Source organism: Marinobacter sp. (assembly GCF_040904845.1).
GTDB lineage: Bacteria > Pseudomonadota > Gammaproteobacteria > Pseudomonadales > Oleiphilaceae > Marinobacter.
Genome location: NZ_JBBDSR010000111.1, coordinates 53,712 through 72,035, shown reverse-complemented (window position 1 = coordinate 72,035; position 18,324 = coordinate 53,712). Strand labels below are relative to the sequence as shown.

Annotated in this window: 12 protein-coding genes; 8 read left to right on the top strand and 4 right to left on the bottom strand. The window is 58.7% G+C overall.

The window, feature by feature from the left end; translation table 11 throughout:
• The 3 genes from WD429_RS15190 to WD429_RS15180 all read right to left on the bottom strand — a co-directional run.
• On the bottom strand, positions 1-1,474 hold a 1,474-nt coding region (locus WD429_RS15190; protein ID WP_368423027.1), incomplete at its 3' end, for an acyl-CoA carboxylase subunit beta.
• A 10-nt stretch (positions 1,475-1,484) separates the two neighbouring features.
• Positions 1,485-2,351 (bottom strand): SDR family oxidoreductase, encoded by an 867-nt coding sequence (locus WD429_RS15185; RefSeq protein ID WP_368423026.1) that lies wholly within the window; start codon positions 2,349-2,351, stop codon positions 1,485-1,487.
• Positions 2,348-4,171: an acyclic terpene utilization AtuA family protein gene (locus WD429_RS15180; protein WP_368423025.1), complete on the bottom strand. Its 1,824-nt coding sequence runs from the start codon at positions 4,169-4,171 to the stop codon at positions 2,348-2,350. The genes WD429_RS15185 and WD429_RS15180 overlap by 4 nt, the downstream gene beginning before the upstream one ends.
• Before the next feature lie 157 nt (positions 4,172-4,328).
• On the opposite strand from WD429_RS15180, the gene WD429_RS15175 reads away from it, so the two are divergent.
• From WD429_RS15175 to WD429_RS15140, 8 genes are all read left to right on the top strand, one after another.
• Complete coding sequence (locus WD429_RS15175) at positions 4,329-4,943, top strand: TetR/AcrR family transcriptional regulator (protein WP_368423024.1); 615 nt, start codon at positions 4,329-4,331, stop codon at positions 4,941-4,943.
• 281 nt (positions 4,944-5,224) lie between these two features.
• Entirely contained in the window at positions 5,225-6,289 is a 1,065-nt protein-coding gene (locus WD429_RS15170; RefSeq protein WP_368423023.1) for a hypothetical protein, read from the top strand.
• Positions 6,290-6,351: 62 nt separating this feature from the next.
• Positions 6,352-7,362 (top strand): putative solute-binding protein, encoded by a 1,011-nt coding sequence (locus tag WD429_RS15165; RefSeq protein WP_368423022.1) that lies wholly within the window; start codon positions 6,352-6,354, stop codon positions 7,360-7,362.
• 19 nt (positions 7,363-7,381) lie between these two features.
• On the top strand, positions 7,382-9,433 hold the full coding sequence (locus WD429_RS15160) for a TRAP transporter large permease subunit (protein WP_368423021.1): 2,052 nt from the start codon (positions 7,382-7,384) through the stop codon (positions 9,431-9,433).
• Between the two features lie 168 nt (positions 9,434-9,601).
• Positions 9,602-12,265 (top strand): S8 family serine peptidase, encoded by a 2,664-nt coding sequence (locus WD429_RS15155; RefSeq protein WP_368423020.1) that lies wholly within the window; start codon positions 9,602-9,604, stop codon positions 12,263-12,265.
• On the top strand, positions 12,262-12,753 hold the full coding sequence (locus WD429_RS15150) for a protease complex subunit PrcB family protein (protein ID WP_368423019.1): 492 nt from the start codon (positions 12,262-12,264) through the stop codon (positions 12,751-12,753). The genes WD429_RS15155 and WD429_RS15150 overlap by 4 nt, the downstream gene beginning before the upstream one ends.
• Positions 12,754-12,844: 91 nt before the next feature.
• Positions 12,845-14,740 carry a DNA topoisomerase IV subunit B gene (gene parE, locus WD429_RS15145; protein ID WP_368423018.1) on the top strand — a complete coding sequence of 632 codons (1,896 nt, stop codon included), beginning with the start codon at positions 12,845-12,847 and terminating at the stop codon, positions 14,738-14,740.
• Between the two features lie 95 nt (positions 14,741-14,835).
• A complete protein-coding gene (locus WD429_RS15140; RefSeq protein ID WP_368423017.1) occupies positions 14,836-16,614 on the top strand; it encodes an SLC13 family permease in 1,779 nt (592 codons plus the stop codon).
• Here the strand turns inward: WD429_RS15140 and WD429_RS15135 are convergent.
• The gene (locus WD429_RS15135; protein ID WP_368423016.1) at positions 16,598-17,893 is read right to left on the bottom strand and encodes an EAL domain-containing protein; all 1,296 of its coding nucleotides are present in this window, start codon (positions 17,891-17,893) and stop codon (positions 16,598-16,600) included. The genes WD429_RS15140 and WD429_RS15135 overlap by 17 nt on opposite strands.
• Positions 17,894-18,324: the final 431 nt, after the last annotated feature.

Here is an 18,324-nt window from a genome sequence, read left to right as displayed (position 1 = left end):
GAGCGGTAGAGCCTTCCTCGAGCTTCTTGGCCGTTGCCTGCTCCAGAAAATCCAACGTTTTCGGGTCCGGCTCTATGCCGCTGCGGCGTTGCTTGTCCTCCGCTACGATGCGCATCACTTTGCCGGCCTGGGCCGGGCCCATCACTGCTGTGCGGCTGTTGGGCCAGGCGAAGATAAATCGAGGGTCCAGACCGCGACCACACATGGCGTAGTTACCTGCGCCATAGGAACCGCCGATCACAATGGCGACCTTCGGCACCCGGCAGTTGGCCACGGCCTGAATCATTTTGGAGCCGTGTTTGATGATGCCGTTCTGCTCCGAGTGAGTGCCCACCATGAAGCCGGTGGTGTTGTGCAGGAACAGCAGCGGTGTGCCGGCCTGGTCGCAGAGTTGAATAAACTGCGCGGCTTTCGCAGAGCCGGCGGGGGTTATCGGGCCGTTGTTGCCGATGATGCCAACAGAATGGCCTTCAATACGGATGGTGCCACAGACAGTCTGATGGTCGAATTCGTTCTTGAAGTCCATGAACTTCGAGCCATCGGCGATGCGCGCCAGTATCTCACGAACGTCGTAGGGCTTTTTGGAATCCGCGGGGATGACACCCAGCAGCTCTTCCACCGGTGACAGCGGCTGGTCCCATTGCAACTCACGCCTGGGCGGCAACTGCTCGTTCCAGGGCAGGGCTTCGAGGATATTTCTGGCCTGGCGGATGCCATCGGCGTCGTCTTCGGCCAGATACTCGGCGGTGCCGGCCACCTGGGCGTGCATTTCCGCGCCGCCCAGTTCCTCATCGATGGCGACTTCACCGGTGGCGGCCTTCAGCAACGGCGGGCCGGCCAGGAACATTTTGGCCTGCTTGCGCACGGCGATGACGTAATCAGACAGGCCTGGCTGGTATGCACCACCGGCCGTGGCGTTGCCGTGAACCACGGTGACTTGTGGAATACCGGCGGCGGACATTCTGGCCTGGTTGGCGAACCCCCGGGCACCCTGCACAAAAATATCCGTGGCGTAATTCAGGTTGGCCCCACCGCTTTCGGACATCGAGACGACCGGCAGTTTGTTTTCCATGGCGATTTGCTGCAAACGCAGGGTTTTGTCCAGGCCTGCGGGCGTGATGGTGCCGCCCTTGATGGCGCTGTTGCTGGCGACGACCAGACAGCGGATGCCGCTGACGGTGCCGATACCGGCGATGATGCCGCCGCCGGCCATGCTGCCGTCCTTGTCGTCGTGCATTTTATAGCCAGCGAGTGAGCACAGCTCCAGAAACGGCGTGCCTCGATCCAGTAACCGGTTGATGCGGTCCCGGGGCAACAGTTTGCCTCGCTTGACGAACTTTTCCCGCGCCGCTTCCGCCAGATCGAGAACCTTCTGTTCCACCTCACGGGCGGTGGCGATGTGGGTTTCCATCGCTTCCGTGTTGGCGCGGAAGTCGTCGGACTGAGGGCTGAGGGTGGATTCCAGTACCTGCATGGTGTTTTCCTCAGTCCTCGCTCAATACTTTTGGTGTGACCGCGCGGTGAAAGCCATTGTAGGGTTCGTTGTTTTTGGCTTTCGGGAATGGCCAGACACGCCCGCCCTGGGATGCGGCACCGTCAATGCGCAGGCAGTCACCGCTGACGAACGCTGCCCCCGGGCTCAACAGGAAACAGATCGCGGAACTGATCTCGGATTCCGTCCCCATGCGTTTGAGCGGTACGTTGTCCCCCAGGCTGCGAATCCACTGCTTCATGTCTGCCGGGTAGTTGTCCATGCCGCTGGAGGCAATCCAGCCTGGCGCGACGGCGTTGACGCGAACGCCGGAGGTGCCCCATTCCACGGCGGCGGTCTGGGTGAAGTTCACCATGCCGGCGCGGGCAGCACCGGAGTGGCCCATGCCGGGCATACCGCCCCACATGTCAGCGACAATGTTGACGATGGAACCACCGGTTTTCGACAACGCCTGGGTGTAAGCCTCCCGCGCCATCAGAAAACCGCCGGTGAGGTTGGTGCGAACGACCGTTTCCCAGCCTTTCTGGTTAATACCAGCTAATGGAGAGGGGAACTGGCCGCCAGCGTTGTTGACCACGCCGTTGAGTCCGCCGTGTTCCTCGATAATTGCAGCCACTGTGGCTTTTACCGAATCTTCCTCCCGGATATCGCAGACATGGGCGGTTGCGATTCCACCGTCCTCGGTGATCTCGGCTTTCACGGCTTCCACTTTTTCTGCTTTGCGACCGACCAGCGCGACACGGGCTCCCAGGGCGGCCAGTTCGTGGGCGGTACAGCGGCCAATGCCGGAGCCGCCACCGGTCACAATAAAGGTTTGGCCTTTAAACAGGTCAGGATGAAATATGGATTGGTAACTCATGAGCGTTGTCCTTTTTCCAGAGCAGCCCGAGTGACGGGCACAGGGAATTCCAGTAGTTGCTGGGCAAAGGCCTTGCCTTGCGGATCGATGCGCAGGCTGGCGACGCCTCCGCCACCAAGGCTGTGTTCCAGCAGGAAGTTGAAGGCGTGGAAACCGGGCAGGGCCCAACGGGTCACCCGGCCTGTTTCGGGGTTCAGGGTGTGCGCCATCCACTCGGCCACGGCGGATTCGGTCAGCGCTGCTTCAATAAAAGGCACGAAATCAGGGTCTCGGGCAATGACGCCGATATTGCTGTGATCGCCTTTGTCGCCGCTGCGCGCCCAGGCCAGGTCAATCAGGGGAACGGTGATGTCGGTAATCGGCATGGCGGCGTGTTTGGATGGTTCGCGCCTGGACGGATAGGTAAGCAGGCCCGGATCGAATCCGCCCGAGGTATCCACGCTTACCGGCTGCCTGTCATCGTGCAGGTCAACATCCACGGTTATTTCCGATTTTTGCACCAGGCAGGAATACAACCGGATCTTTGGCCACACCGTCGGGCGGCCACCGACAATGCCGGTAATGCCCGGAGCCATGCCGGTGGCCGCCTGGGCGATCTCCCGGGAAAACAGCACCAGCGCTTCCTTTTTGGAGTGAGCGGTGCTGATCTTCACCACCACCTCGCGACAATCCTGCCGTTGGCCGTGGGCACCGTAAGTCGCTTCGGTCCCCAGCAATTCAACGCTGGTGTCGGTGTAACCCGGCAGGCCGCGTTCGCGGAACATGCGGGCTGTTTTGGCCAGAATGGCATCCGCCACCGATTGCGCCTTGGCTTTGGCGTTCATGCCGGCAAGCAGGAAAGTCACTGTGCACTTGAAACCGTCCGGCCAGGTGCCGGATACCTTGTAGCTGTCCGTTGGCGGCAACCCACGCGCCCCGCGCACGGTGACCTGATCCTTGCCGGTTTCGATCAGTTCCACGTTGGTAAAGTCGCAGGTTACGTCTGGCAGCAAATAGGCGCGGGGATCGCCGATTTCATACACCAGCTGTTCGGCTACAGTGCCACGGCTGACCTTGCCGCCGGTGTCGTCCGGTTTGGTGATCAGAAAGTCGCCATTGTTGCTGACTTCGGCGATGGGAAAGCCCATGTCGGCGTATCCGTTTGCCACATCCTGCCAGTCGGTAAAGTTGCCGCCAGTGGATTGCGCACCGCATTCGAGGAGGTGGCCGGCCAGGCTGCCCTGGGCCAGTTTGTCGTAATCGCTCCATTGCCAGCCAAATTCATGGACCAGCGGTGCCAGTACCAGGGCGCTGTCCGCCACGCGGCCGGTGATCACAATATCGGCACCCTGTTCCAGAGCGGTAACCAGCCCCGGGGCACCCAGGTAGGCGTTCAGGCTGACCATCATTGGCGGCATGGGTTGGCCCGTGGTCATTTCAGTGATGCCGGCGTCGGCCAGCTGCTTTTTCTTGGGCAACAGGTCGTCGCCAAGCACCAGGGCAATCTTCATATCCACGCCGGCTTTGTCACACAGTGCCTGCAAAGCGTCGCGGCAAGCCACGGGGTTGACGCCACCGGCGTTCGCTAACACGCGAATGCCTTTCTGCTTTAGGTCACCCAGAAGAGGGCCCATGACGGTCTGGACAAAATCCCGGGCGTAACCCTGGGAGGGGTCTTTCATCTTCTGGCCCGCCATGATGGACATGGTGATTTCAGCCAGGTAATCCGCCACCAGATAATCGATATTGCCTTTATGTACCAGCTGGGCCGCCGCGGTTTCGGTGTCGCCCCAGAAAGCGGCGGAGCAACCGATGCGAACGGTTTTTCGTGAGTCTGCCATGGTATCTGCCTTGTGACCGTTGGCCGCTCGGGAACACATGGAGTGCCCTGACGGAGGTTGGCTTACGATAAAGCGACGATACCAAGCAAGCGCTTGGTTTGTAAACAGGCAAATTGCGGGTAGAATTACCATCCTGATTCTTTACCTGGGAAAGCCCGTGACTCAAGACGCCATCCTCCGCGCCCTCATTGCCGATAATCTGGTTTCCGATCCTGCAGGTGCCCGCGGACGGTTGTTAAAAGAAGCCGCGCGGCTGTTTCGGGATAAAGGCTATGAGCGAACCACGGTGAGAGACCTGGCGGCGGCTGTTGGGATTCAGTCCGGCAGCCTGTTCCACCATTTCCGCACCAAAGAAGATATTCTCAAAGCGGTCATGGTAGAAACCATCCGGCTAAACACCGCGCTGATGCTGTCGGCAATGGATGCGGTGCACACGCCCCGGGATAAGTTGCGGGCATTGATTCGCGCCGAGCTTGAATCGATCAACGGTCAGACCGGCGAGGCCATGGCCGTGCTGGTGTTTGAATGGCGCAGTCTGTCAGAGGCGGCGCAAACCGAGGTGCTGGCGCTCCGGGACATCTACGAAAACCTGTGGCTGGATGTGCTGGGCGCTGTGAAAGAAGACGGCGGCCTTAATGCACAGCCGTTTGTGGTGCGCCGGATGCTGACCGGTGCACTGAGCTGGACGGTTACCTGGTATCGGCCAGATGGCGGGATGAGCCTTGATGGGTTGACGGATCAGGTGGTGGCGATGATGGGCCTGGCGAGTTGAACGAAGAAAAGGGGAGCAGGAGGCAAATAGAACACTGAGCCAAAATGTCTCACTAATGGTACAGATGTACTCTGATTAAATCTTTTCCGAACTGCTTGTTTTTAATCGATATAACCCAATGATTTTCCTTTCTTGCCGGGCCATTGGCCCGATCGGCATGACCCACTCGGCATTCGAGCCATTTTTGTCCGGGAGGATTCACCGCATTCTTGCAGCCGTCAAAAGTGTATGGGGTGCCGAACTCCTGACTTATAAAAACAACGTGGAACACAAGGCGAATTATGATCTCTTCACTGGTAAAACCAATTGTGTGCATGGCTGCCATGCGCACCAAGCTGCTCACTCTCGCTGCGTTGGCCTTGCTGGCCGGTTGTTCGGCGAATCCCATCTACACCACTACCGGCATAGTGCTCTCCAATTACTCAGAAGGGGAGGCGACACCCTACGTACTGCAAATGTCTGACCCGGAAATGGCGTGCGCTCTGGGCGAAGGCATTGACCCGCTACTGTATTCTTTCTCCCGCGTCACCGACGCTCCGGAGAGCACGGGCTCTCTGATGATGCTTCTGGCCGGTAATTGTGTAGAGTACCGCGCGTGGGAAGCGGAACTGGAATACCTCCGTGAAGATTACGCTGGCAATGTGCCCGCAGCGAAAGATGCCCGCGAGCGCTCCAAGCGCCTGAACGCGGAAACCGCCAAGCGCCGCTACATTGCGTACCAGCGGGCGATGGCTGCCTACGATTTCGATCCTGGCGCGGAGGAACTGGAGTGTCCGTTCCTGTTTACCGAGCAGGAAGAGCTGACGTTCCTGATGGGCCTGCTGACCGGTTTGCAAGCCATTGTGAACGATGCCAACTCCGGTGCCATGGCGGGTGTTCCCCGCAACATTGCCCCCCAGGCTGAACGCGCCGCTCAGTGCGTCGATAACGAAAAGTGGGGTGGCATACCCAACGCCATTCGCGGTCTGGTCTGGTTGCTGCTTCCGGATACCCGTCCCAATCTGTCACCTGATCCCTGGGAAGTGCTTGAAGACAGCTCCGAGCTGGGCATTGCCGCCGGTTTCCGCGCATCCATGGCGCTTGAGGCTGTCGCCGCTGAAACGTTTGGCAAGCCAGAGGTTCTGGAAGATGTGATCAAGCGCTTTGCTGAAGCGGATAACACCATTGTGGTCCGGGACGATTATCGCCTGGTGGATGAAGTGGCCCGCGACGTTATCCAGTTTTCTTCAGATAAGCACTGGACTAAAAATTATGGCTACCGCACGCCGCGTCGCCACTTTGGCAAGATGAGCCCGGAAAGTAACAACGAAGAAGTTGAAACCATGGACCTGGATGACCTGCTCTGAGCAGGCATCCGCCCATGACTAAAAAGCCCCTTACAAACACAAGAACGACCCGGAGGTCAGTTATGATCCGTAAATCCCTTGCTGCCTTGTCACTGGTTGCGGCTGCGCCTTTCGCCGCAGCGGAACCGATCAAAATGTGCGTATTCGATGTCATCGGTGCCAACGGTGACATGTTCAATATGGTTGAAGACTACGCGCTGGAAATGAAAGCCCATGGTGTGGATTTTGATCTCCGGCCCTACACCGATGAGGGGGTTGCCGTTGGCGATTTCAACTCGGGCCAGTGTGACGCCGTTGCTGCCACCGACCTGCGTACGCGCCCGTTCAACAAGTTCACAGGGAGCATCAGTGCGGTTGGTGCACTCCCCACTTACGACGACCTGAAAACCGTTCTGGCTACGCTGGCGCAGCCGAAGGCCGCCGGCCTGATGCAGCAGGGCGACTATGAAGTGCTGGGCATTGTGCCGGTCGGCGCTGGTTACCTGTTCGTGAATGATCGCAGCATCGACACTGCCGGTGAGTTGGCGGGCAAGCGGATGGCCACACTGGATTATCAGAAAGACGCCATTCACATGGTAAACCACGTTAAAGCCACGGTTGTGCCTTCGGACATCACCAACTTTGCGGGTAAGTTCAACAATGGATCAGTTGATACCGCCTACGCGCCAGCTTTCGCCTATGAGGCGTTGGAGCTGTACAAAGGCCTTGGCGACAACGGCGGCATTGTTGACTACCCGCTGGCTCAGTTAACCGTTCAGGTTATTGCCCGCAAGGGTGCCCTGGACGCAGACACCGCCCAGCAATCTCGTGAAGTGGCCTGGGGCATGTACGGCCAGGCAATGAACCTGATCCGTGGTCAGGAAAAAGCGATCCCGGACGAAAAGTGGATCAATATTCCCGATTCCGATGTTGAAGGTTATCAGGAAATGTTCCGCGAGAATCGCCTTCAGCTTCGTGACGGCAGCAATGGTGCCGACGAGGTCTACCATCCCAAAATGATGGGCCTGCTGAGCAAGATTCGTTGTTCAAGCAACCCGTCTGCGTCTGAGTGCACCGCAAGCGATCGCGAATAATAACCAAGGCTGATCCTTCATGAACTGGCGAGCATTATCAGTGGCAGATGCGACAACCCAATACCCCGTGCAGCGAACGCACGGGGTTATTCTCCTGCTGCTCCTTATCTTCACACTTCTTCTCGGCATGGGAAACTCCCTCCACTCCAGAATGCTCTGGGTGGGGGAGCAGACCTGGCCGAATTACTACCTCCTCGATCCGGACGCGACTGAACCCACCTGCAACATGATGGTCGATGTTGACGCTGAGGTTCAGAAGCGGATTGACGAATACCAACCCGACCCGGATGCGCTGTTCAGTTCGCCGCCGGATGAAGGCTCAGTACGGCAGTCTCTGGAGCGCAACCTGGCACTGTGCGAGCAGAAATATCGGATGTTCGCGGAGAACCAGAAGCATGCCACGGCTGCCCTGGCGGTGTTCAAGACTGTGGAGCAGGGGTTCGCCTCGTTTCTGCTGGATAACATAGCACTCACCAAGTTCCTGTTCATTGCCATGTTCGCCATGGCCGCGGCCATTTCCGCACTCAATACGGACCATATTGCCCTGCGTCTGCCTCGGAATCGTGCCGAGTGGCGGCTGAGTCAGGGCGTCCAGTTGGCGGTCAACGGCCTCATGGTGTTTTCACTGCTCTCCTATGTGGGGAGGCTGTCGAATGCGCCCGGGTCCGAAGATAACATCATACTGCAGTATGCCTGGGCAGCGGTGTTCGGAGTGTTCATAGTGATCAATCTGGTGCGTTTCGTGAACGTCCCGGATCGCATGAAACCCGGATCACTGAGCGCATCGTCAGGCCTTGTGGTGCCGCTATACTGCGCCATGGGTCTGATCGCCATGAGCTATTTCTTCTTCGTGGATGGGTACTCCTCGGGGCTGGCGATCTACTTCGGCATGATGACCAACCTGTCGTCAATGTTCATCAATATCGGACTGTACGTTCTGGTCGGCATGGTGCTGAAGCAAACGCGAATTCCGGAGTTGCTGCTCAACATCATCAAGCCCTATCAGTTGCCGGCTCCGATGCTGGCCTCGGTGATGATCTTCGCGACTGCGTTTCCGACCGCCTTTACCGGCGCATCGGGTATTTTCATCCTTGCCGTGGGCGGCGTTGTTTACGATGAAATGCGCCGTGCCGGTGCCGGGCGCCAGCTGTCACTGGCGACCACCGCCATGTCAGGCAGCCTGGGTGTGGTTCTCAATCCCTGCCTGTTGATCGTGGTGGTTGCCGCGCTGAACAAGGAAGTGACGACGTCCGAGATGTATGGCTGGGGCTTCTGGGTGTTCATGTTCTCCGCCACGTTGTTTTCAATCGTTGTCTGCAAAACCCAGGGCAACTGGCGGCCACGGCCTGCGCCCGGTGCTTTCCGTGAGTCCATGCGGCAGTTCCGGCCGCTGGTGCCCTACGCGGCGGTCGCACTGGCAGTGATTCTGGGGATCTGGGTCATTCTGGGGCTGGGCTTCAATGAGTACAGTGCGCCGATGATTCTGCCACTGGTGATGCTGGCGCTGGTTTATCTGGATGCTGGCAATGCAAGTCGTGACGATGGCCAGAGCCGTGCCAGAGCATTCTGGACTCGCAGTACGGCCGCGGCGAGCGATTCCGCGGTGCACATTGGTGCGCTGCTGGCGCTGATCGGGTTTTCGATCTGCCTGGGCGGTATTCTGGAACGCTCGGACATCGTCCACTCCCTGTTCCCCGAGGACTTGACCAGTCCCTGGATCGCCATGTTGGTGATCGTGGTGATGCTGACGATCATTGGCATGGTGATGGACCCGTTTGGTGCCGTCATACTGGTGTCGGCCACCATTGCCCAGCCGGCTATTCAGTTGGGCATTGATCCGCTGCACTTCTGGATCGTGTGCCTGGTGGCCTTTGAGTTGGGTTATCTCAGCCCGCCGGTGGCACTGAACCACCTGCTGACACGGCAGGTGGTCGGGGAAACCGAAGTGTTGGCCGCCGAACGAACCGGCACCTTCTGGCACCGTTATGAGCGGCTGTTGTTACCGCTGGTGGTGATGGGGCCGACATTGCTGCTTACCGCCTTCGTGCCCATGTTGTTCTACGCCCTGTAAGACGGGTGTAGTTAACACACCTGAAACCGCCGAGGGGGTAACCTGTCGGCGGTTTTTTGCATCCACGAAAAGAAAGGGAACGTAAAGACAACAGAAAACGTCAGATTTTCCGTGAGGCAGTGTTATATCCTTGAGTACCGGCAAACAATAGAAACTGGGATCGGGTAGATGCAGGCATTAAAAACAGGGCAGGGCGTGGGCGCGCTTCTTTTATTGAGCGTGATGGTCTCTGGGTGTGGTGGTAGCGGCTCTTCTGAAGAGCAGGCGGTACCCGATCTCGCCGGTGTCATTTCCCTGGAAAGCCGCACCCGGGTGGACCTCGACACTGCAGACGATTTCCGTCTCGGGGTCGCCGGTAACAACAACAGCGGCAGCGCCGCCCAGATTCTGCCGAATACCGCGGTGGTTGGCGGTTATCTGAGCGCCTTTTCGGCCCGGTACATCACCGGAACGGCTGATGCTTTTGACTATGTTGAAGACCGGGTGGATGTGTATGCGGCGACCTTATCGGAGGGTGACCGTTTAAATCTGCAGGTTTTCGGAGCTCCACAGGAATTTTTCCCCGACGGAGCCCAGCCTCCCCAGCGCACTTTGAAAGTTACTGATCCCGACAGCGGTGCGGTCCTGGCGGAGCAATCCGGGTCGTCAGATTTTATGCCCGTTTCCATAACTCTCCCCGAGGGATTCCAGGAGGAGGCCTACCTTGTCGAGGTCAGCACCTCCGGCGGCATACCTTTCCGCTATGTTTTCACCCTGGCCCCTGAGGGTGCCCTGAGCGTGATGAATACCGGCTACACAGAGCCGGATTTCCTGCTGGACGAAGCAATTGTGAGCTTCCGACCGACGACGATGTCTGCTCAGGATGCTGGCTCCGTGGCGCGGTCCATGTCAGCGAGCCATGCCCGCAAGCTGGGCGGCAATTCCTGGCGTGTACGCCGCACTGTTGCCTCGCCGGTAACGGCATTGTCCGCGCAAGTCTCCGGGCAAAACCGGAAGGAGACTGTGGAGTGGATACAGCAGTTGCGTCAACGCCCCGATGTTGCCATTGCAGATCTGAATTACCTCTACAGCACGCAAGCTATTCCCGCGGGTGACAATCCGCTTTACGACCGTCAGTGGAACTACCCGTTGATCAATCTGCCTCTGGCCTGGCAGGTGGCTCCGGAGGGTGGTGATGACGTAGGCATTGCTGTGATGGATACCGGGCTGTTCAGCAACGATCCCCGTTCAGGTGGCGACTGGCACCCCGATCTGCTGGGCAACGTCAGGCTTGTGCCCGGGCAGGATATGGATTACGTATCCGCCGGGCTGGATATCGACAATGAGCCGGGACCGGATGCCAATCCCGCTGACCCGGGAGACGGCCAGGCCCGCAGCAGTAATTTTCACGGGACCCACGTGGCAGGTATTGCCGGCGCCGTCGATAACGACATAGGCGTAATCGGTGTCGCGCCCAATTCCAACATACTGCCGGTGCGGGTGCTGGGGGAAGGCGGTGTGGGTAACTCGGCAGACCTGATTGCCGCCATCAACTGGGCGGCGACCCGCCCGGAAATTGACGTGATCAACCTGAGCCTTGGTGGACTGGGTCCCAGCCAGAGCATTCAAGATGCGATTGACCGTGCTTGGGATGGTGGTAAAGGTAAACTAGTGGTAGCGGCTGCTGGCAATCAGGGCACAGACGAACCGACTTATCCCGCCGCTTTCACCAATGTTGTGGGTGTCGGCGCGGTGGATGGTGCCGGAGTGCGGGCGTCCTACTCGAACGTCGGGCTTTCAGTCAATCTGGTAGCGCCGGGTGGTGATGCCAGCCGGGATGCCAACCAGGACGGCGTCGCCGATGTGATTGCCAGTACCTGGGGCACAGATGACGGCGGTGCGTTTATCGCCAGTTACGCCGGTCTGCAGGGTACATCCATGGCGGCACCGCATGTCTCCGGGGTTTACGCGCTGATGAAATCCGCTGAGCCAGACATGACTCCGGACAAGTTCTATAGGTTGCTGGCGGATGGAGAGCTTACGCAAGAGCCGGCCAACCGCCCAGAATACGGAGCAGGCATGATTGATGCGCTCAAGGCTGTGAATGCGGCGTTGGAAGGGGACTTTGCCACAGTGCTTGCGGCAAGCCCGTCGGCCCTTCAATTCAATGGTATCGTCAATTCGCAGGTGCTGGAGTTGGCCAAGTACCCCACCGATCCGGGCATCGAAGTCAATATTCAGAATGTGTCGTCTGAGGTGCCCTGGCTCACCTCGGACCTAACGTCGGGCACACTCGTCCTGTCTGATCCGGTGACGGTTTCAGTTGATCCTGCCGGTCTGGATCAGTCGAAGTCGTATAGCGTTGAGCTCTCCATAGATTACAATAGCTCGGATGACCCTGCAGTCAGAACGTTATCGGTTCCCGTCACCCTACAGTTCGGTGGTGCCCGGGACGACCTGAATGCCGGCAGGCACTATGTTTTGCTAGTAAGCACAGACGACAACCGGGATACGGTCGAACAAACCGTGGTGGAAGCCGCCGATGGCCAGTACCGCTATGCTTTCGATGACGTTCCGCCAGGCGAATACTTTCTGGTGGCCGGCACTGACATGGACAACAACGGCCTGATCTGTGAAAACGGTGAGGCCTGCGCCGAGTATCCGGTGAACGGTCTGCCTGAAAAAATCGTCATTGGTGACGAACCGCTCTCGGGTGTCACACTGAACACCAGTTTCAGGCGCCCGACCATTGCTGCGATGGGTTTGCCGCGTTACGGATTTGAAGGCTATCGCCTGAAACCGGACACCACTGACAACCAGCAACCCGAAAGAGCACTGGAGACGGACCGTTGAAGTTATTCTGGACCGGCGTGACCGCCCTGATCGCAGTGGCCCTGTTTCTGGTGGGATGTGCCGTGAACCGTTCAGCAACACCGGAAGGAGCCCCACTTGCCCGGCAGCTGACCCAGTCCGACCATTGTGGGCTGACCGCTCCCGGACTGGTCTATGTCGATCAGGCGGACCAGATAGCGCGGCTTGAGCATCTGCCCGCCCGTAACCTGCCACTGGATGCCCTGAAAGCCGTGGATTTTGACCGAGAGCATCTGCTTCTGATCGGCCTCGGGCAGAAACCGACCGGGGGCTATGGCGTAACTCTGGAAGGCGCTGAAATCCGTGAGGGCGCACTGGAAGTGGCGGTCAACGTCCGGCAGCCAGCCACTGATGCCATGGTCACCCAGGCGCTGACGACACCGTGCGCAGTGATTGCGGTATCACCGGCAGACTGGGAAGAGCTGAAGGTATCCGGAACCGGCATGGATACCTTGACCCGAAAACGCTGAACTCCCGCACAAAACAACCGTTGATCTTTCTCCGTGAATCCCTAAGCTATGGGCCAGTTCTACAAAAACCCTGCGGAGTTCCTTCCCGTCTATGAGCCAGCAACAATACAACGCCGATGCCATTGAAGTCCTGAGTGGTCTGGACCCGGTCCGCAAGCGCCCGGGCATGTACACTGACACCAGCCGCCCCAACCATCTGGCGCAGGAAGTGATCGATAACAGCGTCGATGAGGCACTGGCCGGGCACGCCCGCCGGATTGATGTGGTGTTGTACAGCGACGGCTCGCTGAGCGTTGAGGACGACGGTCGCGGTATGCCCGTTGACCTGCACAAGGAAGAGGGGCTTTCGGGCGTGGAGTTGATCCTGACCCGGCTGCACGCCGGCGGCAAGTTTTCCCAGGGCAGTTACGCCTTCTCGGGTGGTTTGCACGGGGTCGGTGTGTCGGTGGTCAATGCGTTGTCTACCCATCTTGAAGTGACCATCAAACGAGATGGCCAGTTGCATCGCATAACTTTCGCGAACGGTGAGAAAGCCTCGGAGCTGGAGGTGATCGATACGGTTGGCAAACGCAACACCGGCACACGCCTCAAGTTCACCCCGGACATCGGATATTTCGACAGCCCCAATTTCTCCGTCAGCCGTTTGCGCCATAACCTTCGGGCAAAAGCCGTATTGTGCCCGGGGCTGACCGTGGTGTTCACCCAGGAGAAAACCGGAGAAAAGGACGAGTGGTGTTACGAGGGCGGTTTGCGCGATTACCTGCGTACCGCGCTGGCGGACATCGAGGCGGTTCCGCTGGACCCGTTCACCGGCAGTTTTTCCGGTAACAAAGAGGCGGTGGACTGGGCGATCCAATGGCTGCCGGAAGGTGGCGAGGCGGTGATGGAAAGCTACGTTAACCTGATACCGACTGCTCAGGGTGGTACGCACGTCAACGGTTTGCGCACCGGCTTGCTGGAGGCGATGCGGGAATTCTGCGAATTCCGAAGCCTGTTGCCGCGGGGCGTAAAGCTGTCTCCAGACGATATCTGGGAGCGCTGCGCCTATGTGCTGTCCTTTAAGATGCAGGAACCCCAGTTCTCCGGCCAGACCAAGGAGCGCCTATCTTCCCGGGAGGCGGCGGGCTTTATCTCCGGCGTGGTGAAAGATGCGTTCAGCCTGTGGCTGAACCAGCACACCGATGTGGCCGAAGTCCTGGCGGAGCTGTTTATCAACAACGCGCAGCGCCGCCTGCGGGCCTCAAAGAAGGTCGCCCGCAAGAGAGTAACGTCGGGCCCGGCGCTGCCTGGCAAGCTGGCGGACTGTTCCGGCAGCGATACCGCCCGCTCAGAACTGTTTCTGGTAGAAGGGGATTCCGCCGGGGGTTCCGCCAAACAGGCGCGGGATCGCGAATTCCAGGCGGTCATGCCGCTGCGGGGCAAAATTCTCAACACCTGGGAGGTCGACTCCAGTGAAATCCTGGCCTCCCAGGAAGTGCATGATATTGCCGTCGCCATCGGTGTGGACCCGAGTTCCGCCGACCTCGCCGGGCTGCGCTACAACAAGATCTGTATTCTGGCGGATGCGGATTCCGATGGCTTGCACATCGCCACATTGCTGTGCGCGCTCTTCGTGAAGCATTTCCGCCCGCTGGTGGCAGCGGGGCACGTGTTCGTTGCCATGCCTCCGTTGTACCGGGTGGATCTGGGCAAGGAAACCTTCTACGCCCTCGACGAGCACGAAAAGCAGGGCATCCTTGATCGTCTGGCCGCCGAAAACCGGCGGGGCAAGATTCAGACCACACGCTTCAAGGGTCTCGGTGAGATGAATCCCCTGCAGCTTCGTGAGACCACCATGGCCCCGGACACCCGGCGGCTGGTGATGCTGACCATCGAAGACGGCGACGATACCGATAGCCGGATGGACATGCTGCTGGGCAAGAAACGCGCCTCGGACCGGCGGGTGTGGCTGGAAACCTACGGCAATATGGCCGACATTGACGTTTGATATTGCTGAAAGTGCTTTAAAAAGCATCCTTTATTCTTTCTAAGTATTCGATAAAGCCGTTATCCTGCCCCCTTCTTAATCAGGATGCAGGATCTATGGATTGGCAAGGCTGGTTTGCGCTGAGCCTGGCGGGCGTGGCGTTGATGCTGATGAGCGTTGGGCGATTTGGCCCCCATCTGGTGATGATGGGCGTGCTTGTCGTGCTCAGTGCCAGCGGCATCGTCACCGCTGACCAGGCCCTGGCGGGTTTCAGTAACAGCGGCCTGATTACCGTCGTTGCCATGTTTGTGGTGGCGGCCGGCATTCACCATTCCGGTGGCGTCGACCTTATCGTTCATCACCTGCTTCGCACACCCCGCAGCGTGCGCTCGGCTCAGGCTCGTATCGCGCTGCCGGTGGCGCTGCTCAGTGGCTTTCTTAACAACACCCCTGTGGTTGCCACCATGATCCCCGCAGTGCACGCGTGGTCGCGGAAAATTGGCATTGCCCCCTCCAAATTAATGATCCCCCTCAGCTACTCGGCCATTCTCGGTGGCACGCTGACGCTGATTGGCACCAGCACCAACCTGGTGGTCAACGGCCAGTATCAGCAGCTGACCGGCGAGGCCGGCTTTTCGATCTTTTCCATCACGGCGGTCGGGTTGCCGGTGGCCGTGATAGGGCTGGCGGTGATGCTGTTGCTGTTGCCACGATTCCTGCCGGACCGCAAGGATCAGCAGAAGTTTGGTTCCATGCGCGAGTTTACGCTGGAGGTGGCGGTTGCCTTTGGTGGCCCGCTGGTCGGGAAAAGCGTAGGTGAGGCCGGCCTGCGGGAGCTTGAGCGTTTGTACCTGGTCGAGATCGAACGTGACGGCAGCGTGGTCACCGCGGTGCCCTCCGAGGAAAGGTTGCAAGGGGGTGACCGGTTGGTGTTCGCCGGAGACACTCAGGCAATTTCAGATCTGCTGCGAATAAACGGCATTGTGCCCTCGGTTCACGACGAGGAGTCCAGCTTGAGTAAGGATCGTGCGGAGCGCCGGCTGGTGGAAGCCGCGCTGTCGCCACAGTCGGAAGTGCTGGGGCTGACCATTCGCGATGCCCGTTTCCGTGATCGCTACGGCGCGGTGGTGCTGGCGGTGGCTCGAGGCGGCGAGCGAGTGTCCGGGAACCTCGGCAACATCCGGCTGAAGCCGGGTGACGTTCTGCTGCTGGAAGCCCGCCCAGCGTTTGTGACGCGCCAGCGTTACAACAAGGATTTTTTGCTGATCAACGATCTGGAAACCGAAACCCCGCGGCACGATCGCGCGTGGTTGTCCTGGGGTATTTTGCTGATCCTGGTCGGAGCCGCCGCGTGCGGGATCTTGAGCATGCTCAATGCGGCATTGCTTGGGGCTGCGCTGATGATTCTCAGCGGTTGCTGCTCGGTCGGCCAGGCCCAGAAGGCGGTTGATGTGCCGGTGGTGCTGACCATAGCGGCGGCGTTTGCGCTCGGTGCCGCGCTTGAGCAGACGGGGGCCGCCGGGTACGTCGCCGAGGGGATACTCAGTGTCAGCAGTGGTCACCCGATGCTGACCATCCTGCTGGTTTACCTGACGGTGTCGGTGCTGACGGAAGTCATCACCAACAACGCCGCCGCGGTGCTGGTTTTACCGGTCGTGCTGTCGATGACCCATTCCCTCGGCGTGCCGGCCGAACCGTTTGTTATCGCGGTGATGATGGCCGCATCGGCCAGTTTTGCGACTCCGCTGGGCTATCAGACCAACATGATGGTGTTTGGCCCGGGGGGCTATCGGTTTTCCGATTTCGTCAAGGTGGGGTTGCCCATGAATATTTTCATTGGCTTGCTGACCGTGGCGGTGATCAGCGTGGTGTACGGCATCAGCCCAGGCGTCTGATCCCGTCAGTCGGGTTCGCCAGTATATCGCAGCACAGCACCCGTAATTCGCCCTGGTGGTAGTATCCCAGCGAGAGGGTTACGCACATGTAGGCACCGGTAATGCACAAATAAGGCGCTGTTACTTGCAGGGTCTCGGGTTGTGCCAGCGCCTCGCGCAGATATTGCTGTCGGTACCAGTCAGCGCTGGTGGTGCTTTCCAACGGCTTGAACCGTGGGTCAAGACTGCCGGCCATGGCCTCCGAAATCAGCGTGTCTTCAACCTGTACGCCCTTGTCATTCACCAGGTAGCAACGGGATACCGCCGGGTGTCCGAGCAGTTGCGCGCATGCCTGCCCCATCTCTGCGCCATCGGCCATCCTTTTAATGCTGTCCTGAAACAGCCCCGAGAAGAATTGAGTCAGTTGCCGGGTTGGGTCCCGTTTCACCTGGCTCTGGCTTTTGTATTCGCTGAGCAAATGATCGAAATCCGCTGCTTCAGTGGGAATCTCTGACAGTTCGATGCTCGGTTTGCGGAAATAGAAACCCTGAACAAAGTCCACGCCTGCATCAATGGCGATTAACGCCTGGTCTCGTGTTTCCACACCTTCCAGGAGTACCAGACAGCCAGACTGATGAAGCAACGACACAATGCCGTTGAGGATCTGCCTGGCGCGGTGATCGTCCGTTGCCCGGGTCAGTAACTTGCGATCAAGCTTGACGATATCGGGGGAGAGGTTCCAGATTCGCTCGAAGTTGGAGTGGCCCGCTCCGAAGTCATCGATGGCGGTAAGGCAGCCGAGTTTCTGATAGTAGGCGACGGTTTCCTTCAGTCGGTCGGCATTGTCGGTTGGCTGCTCAACGATCTCCATCACGATACGGTGGGGCGGCAACCCCGTTTTCTTCAGAAGTTCTCCAAAAAAAGCATCGGCCTGAGTGCCGCTGCTGACAACCTGTGGCGAGACGTTGAGGAAGAGCCAGTTCAGTTGGTCATGGAAGCCAGTGTAATTGCGGAGGTGCAGGTAGCGGCACAGCCGATCGAGCAGAAGGTTTTCCGCGCCGGATGTCGGTAGCCCGAAAAGGTGTAACGGTAATACTGCGGAATTGTCATTATCGAAGGCCCGGATCAGCGCCTCATAGCCGACTACCCGCTTGTGAGAAATGCTGTAGATCGGTTGTAACGCGGTCCGAAGGGTCAGCCCCTGGTAGGCCGCCGTCCATGAGTTACCTTCCTTGTTAAGCATGGGGGACAACACATCAACATCGGGTGCTGCCAACTTTTCAGGAAAGTTTTGCGACATAGGCGGTTCTGGGTCTATAGACGAAATCGACGACAACAGCCTAAGCTGGCCGAACTGTACATAGAAATTACAGGTACCTTTTCAAGAAACGCTTTGTGGCCCTGATCGGAGGGAAGATTGCCAAAATCGGGGCTGTATTACTACCGATTAATGCAAAAAAAGGGAATCACCTGCATTGCGCAATGAGGGGGCGGCTGGGGCAGAGCTTCAGCGGCCGTTGGGTGACCGCTGGATTATCAGTTGTTGCTGGGAACAACAACGCTTTCGTCGAATTCAAATTCCATGCTCAATCCTCCCAATCAATGGGTTAGTCAGTTGCGTTTTAAAGTTGGAACAATTCTATCGTGGCCCGGGTATTCAGCAATCCGTAAAACCCCTATCAGACCTTCGGTATAAGGGGTAACCGAAGCTCGAGCAAGCCCGTTGGTCAG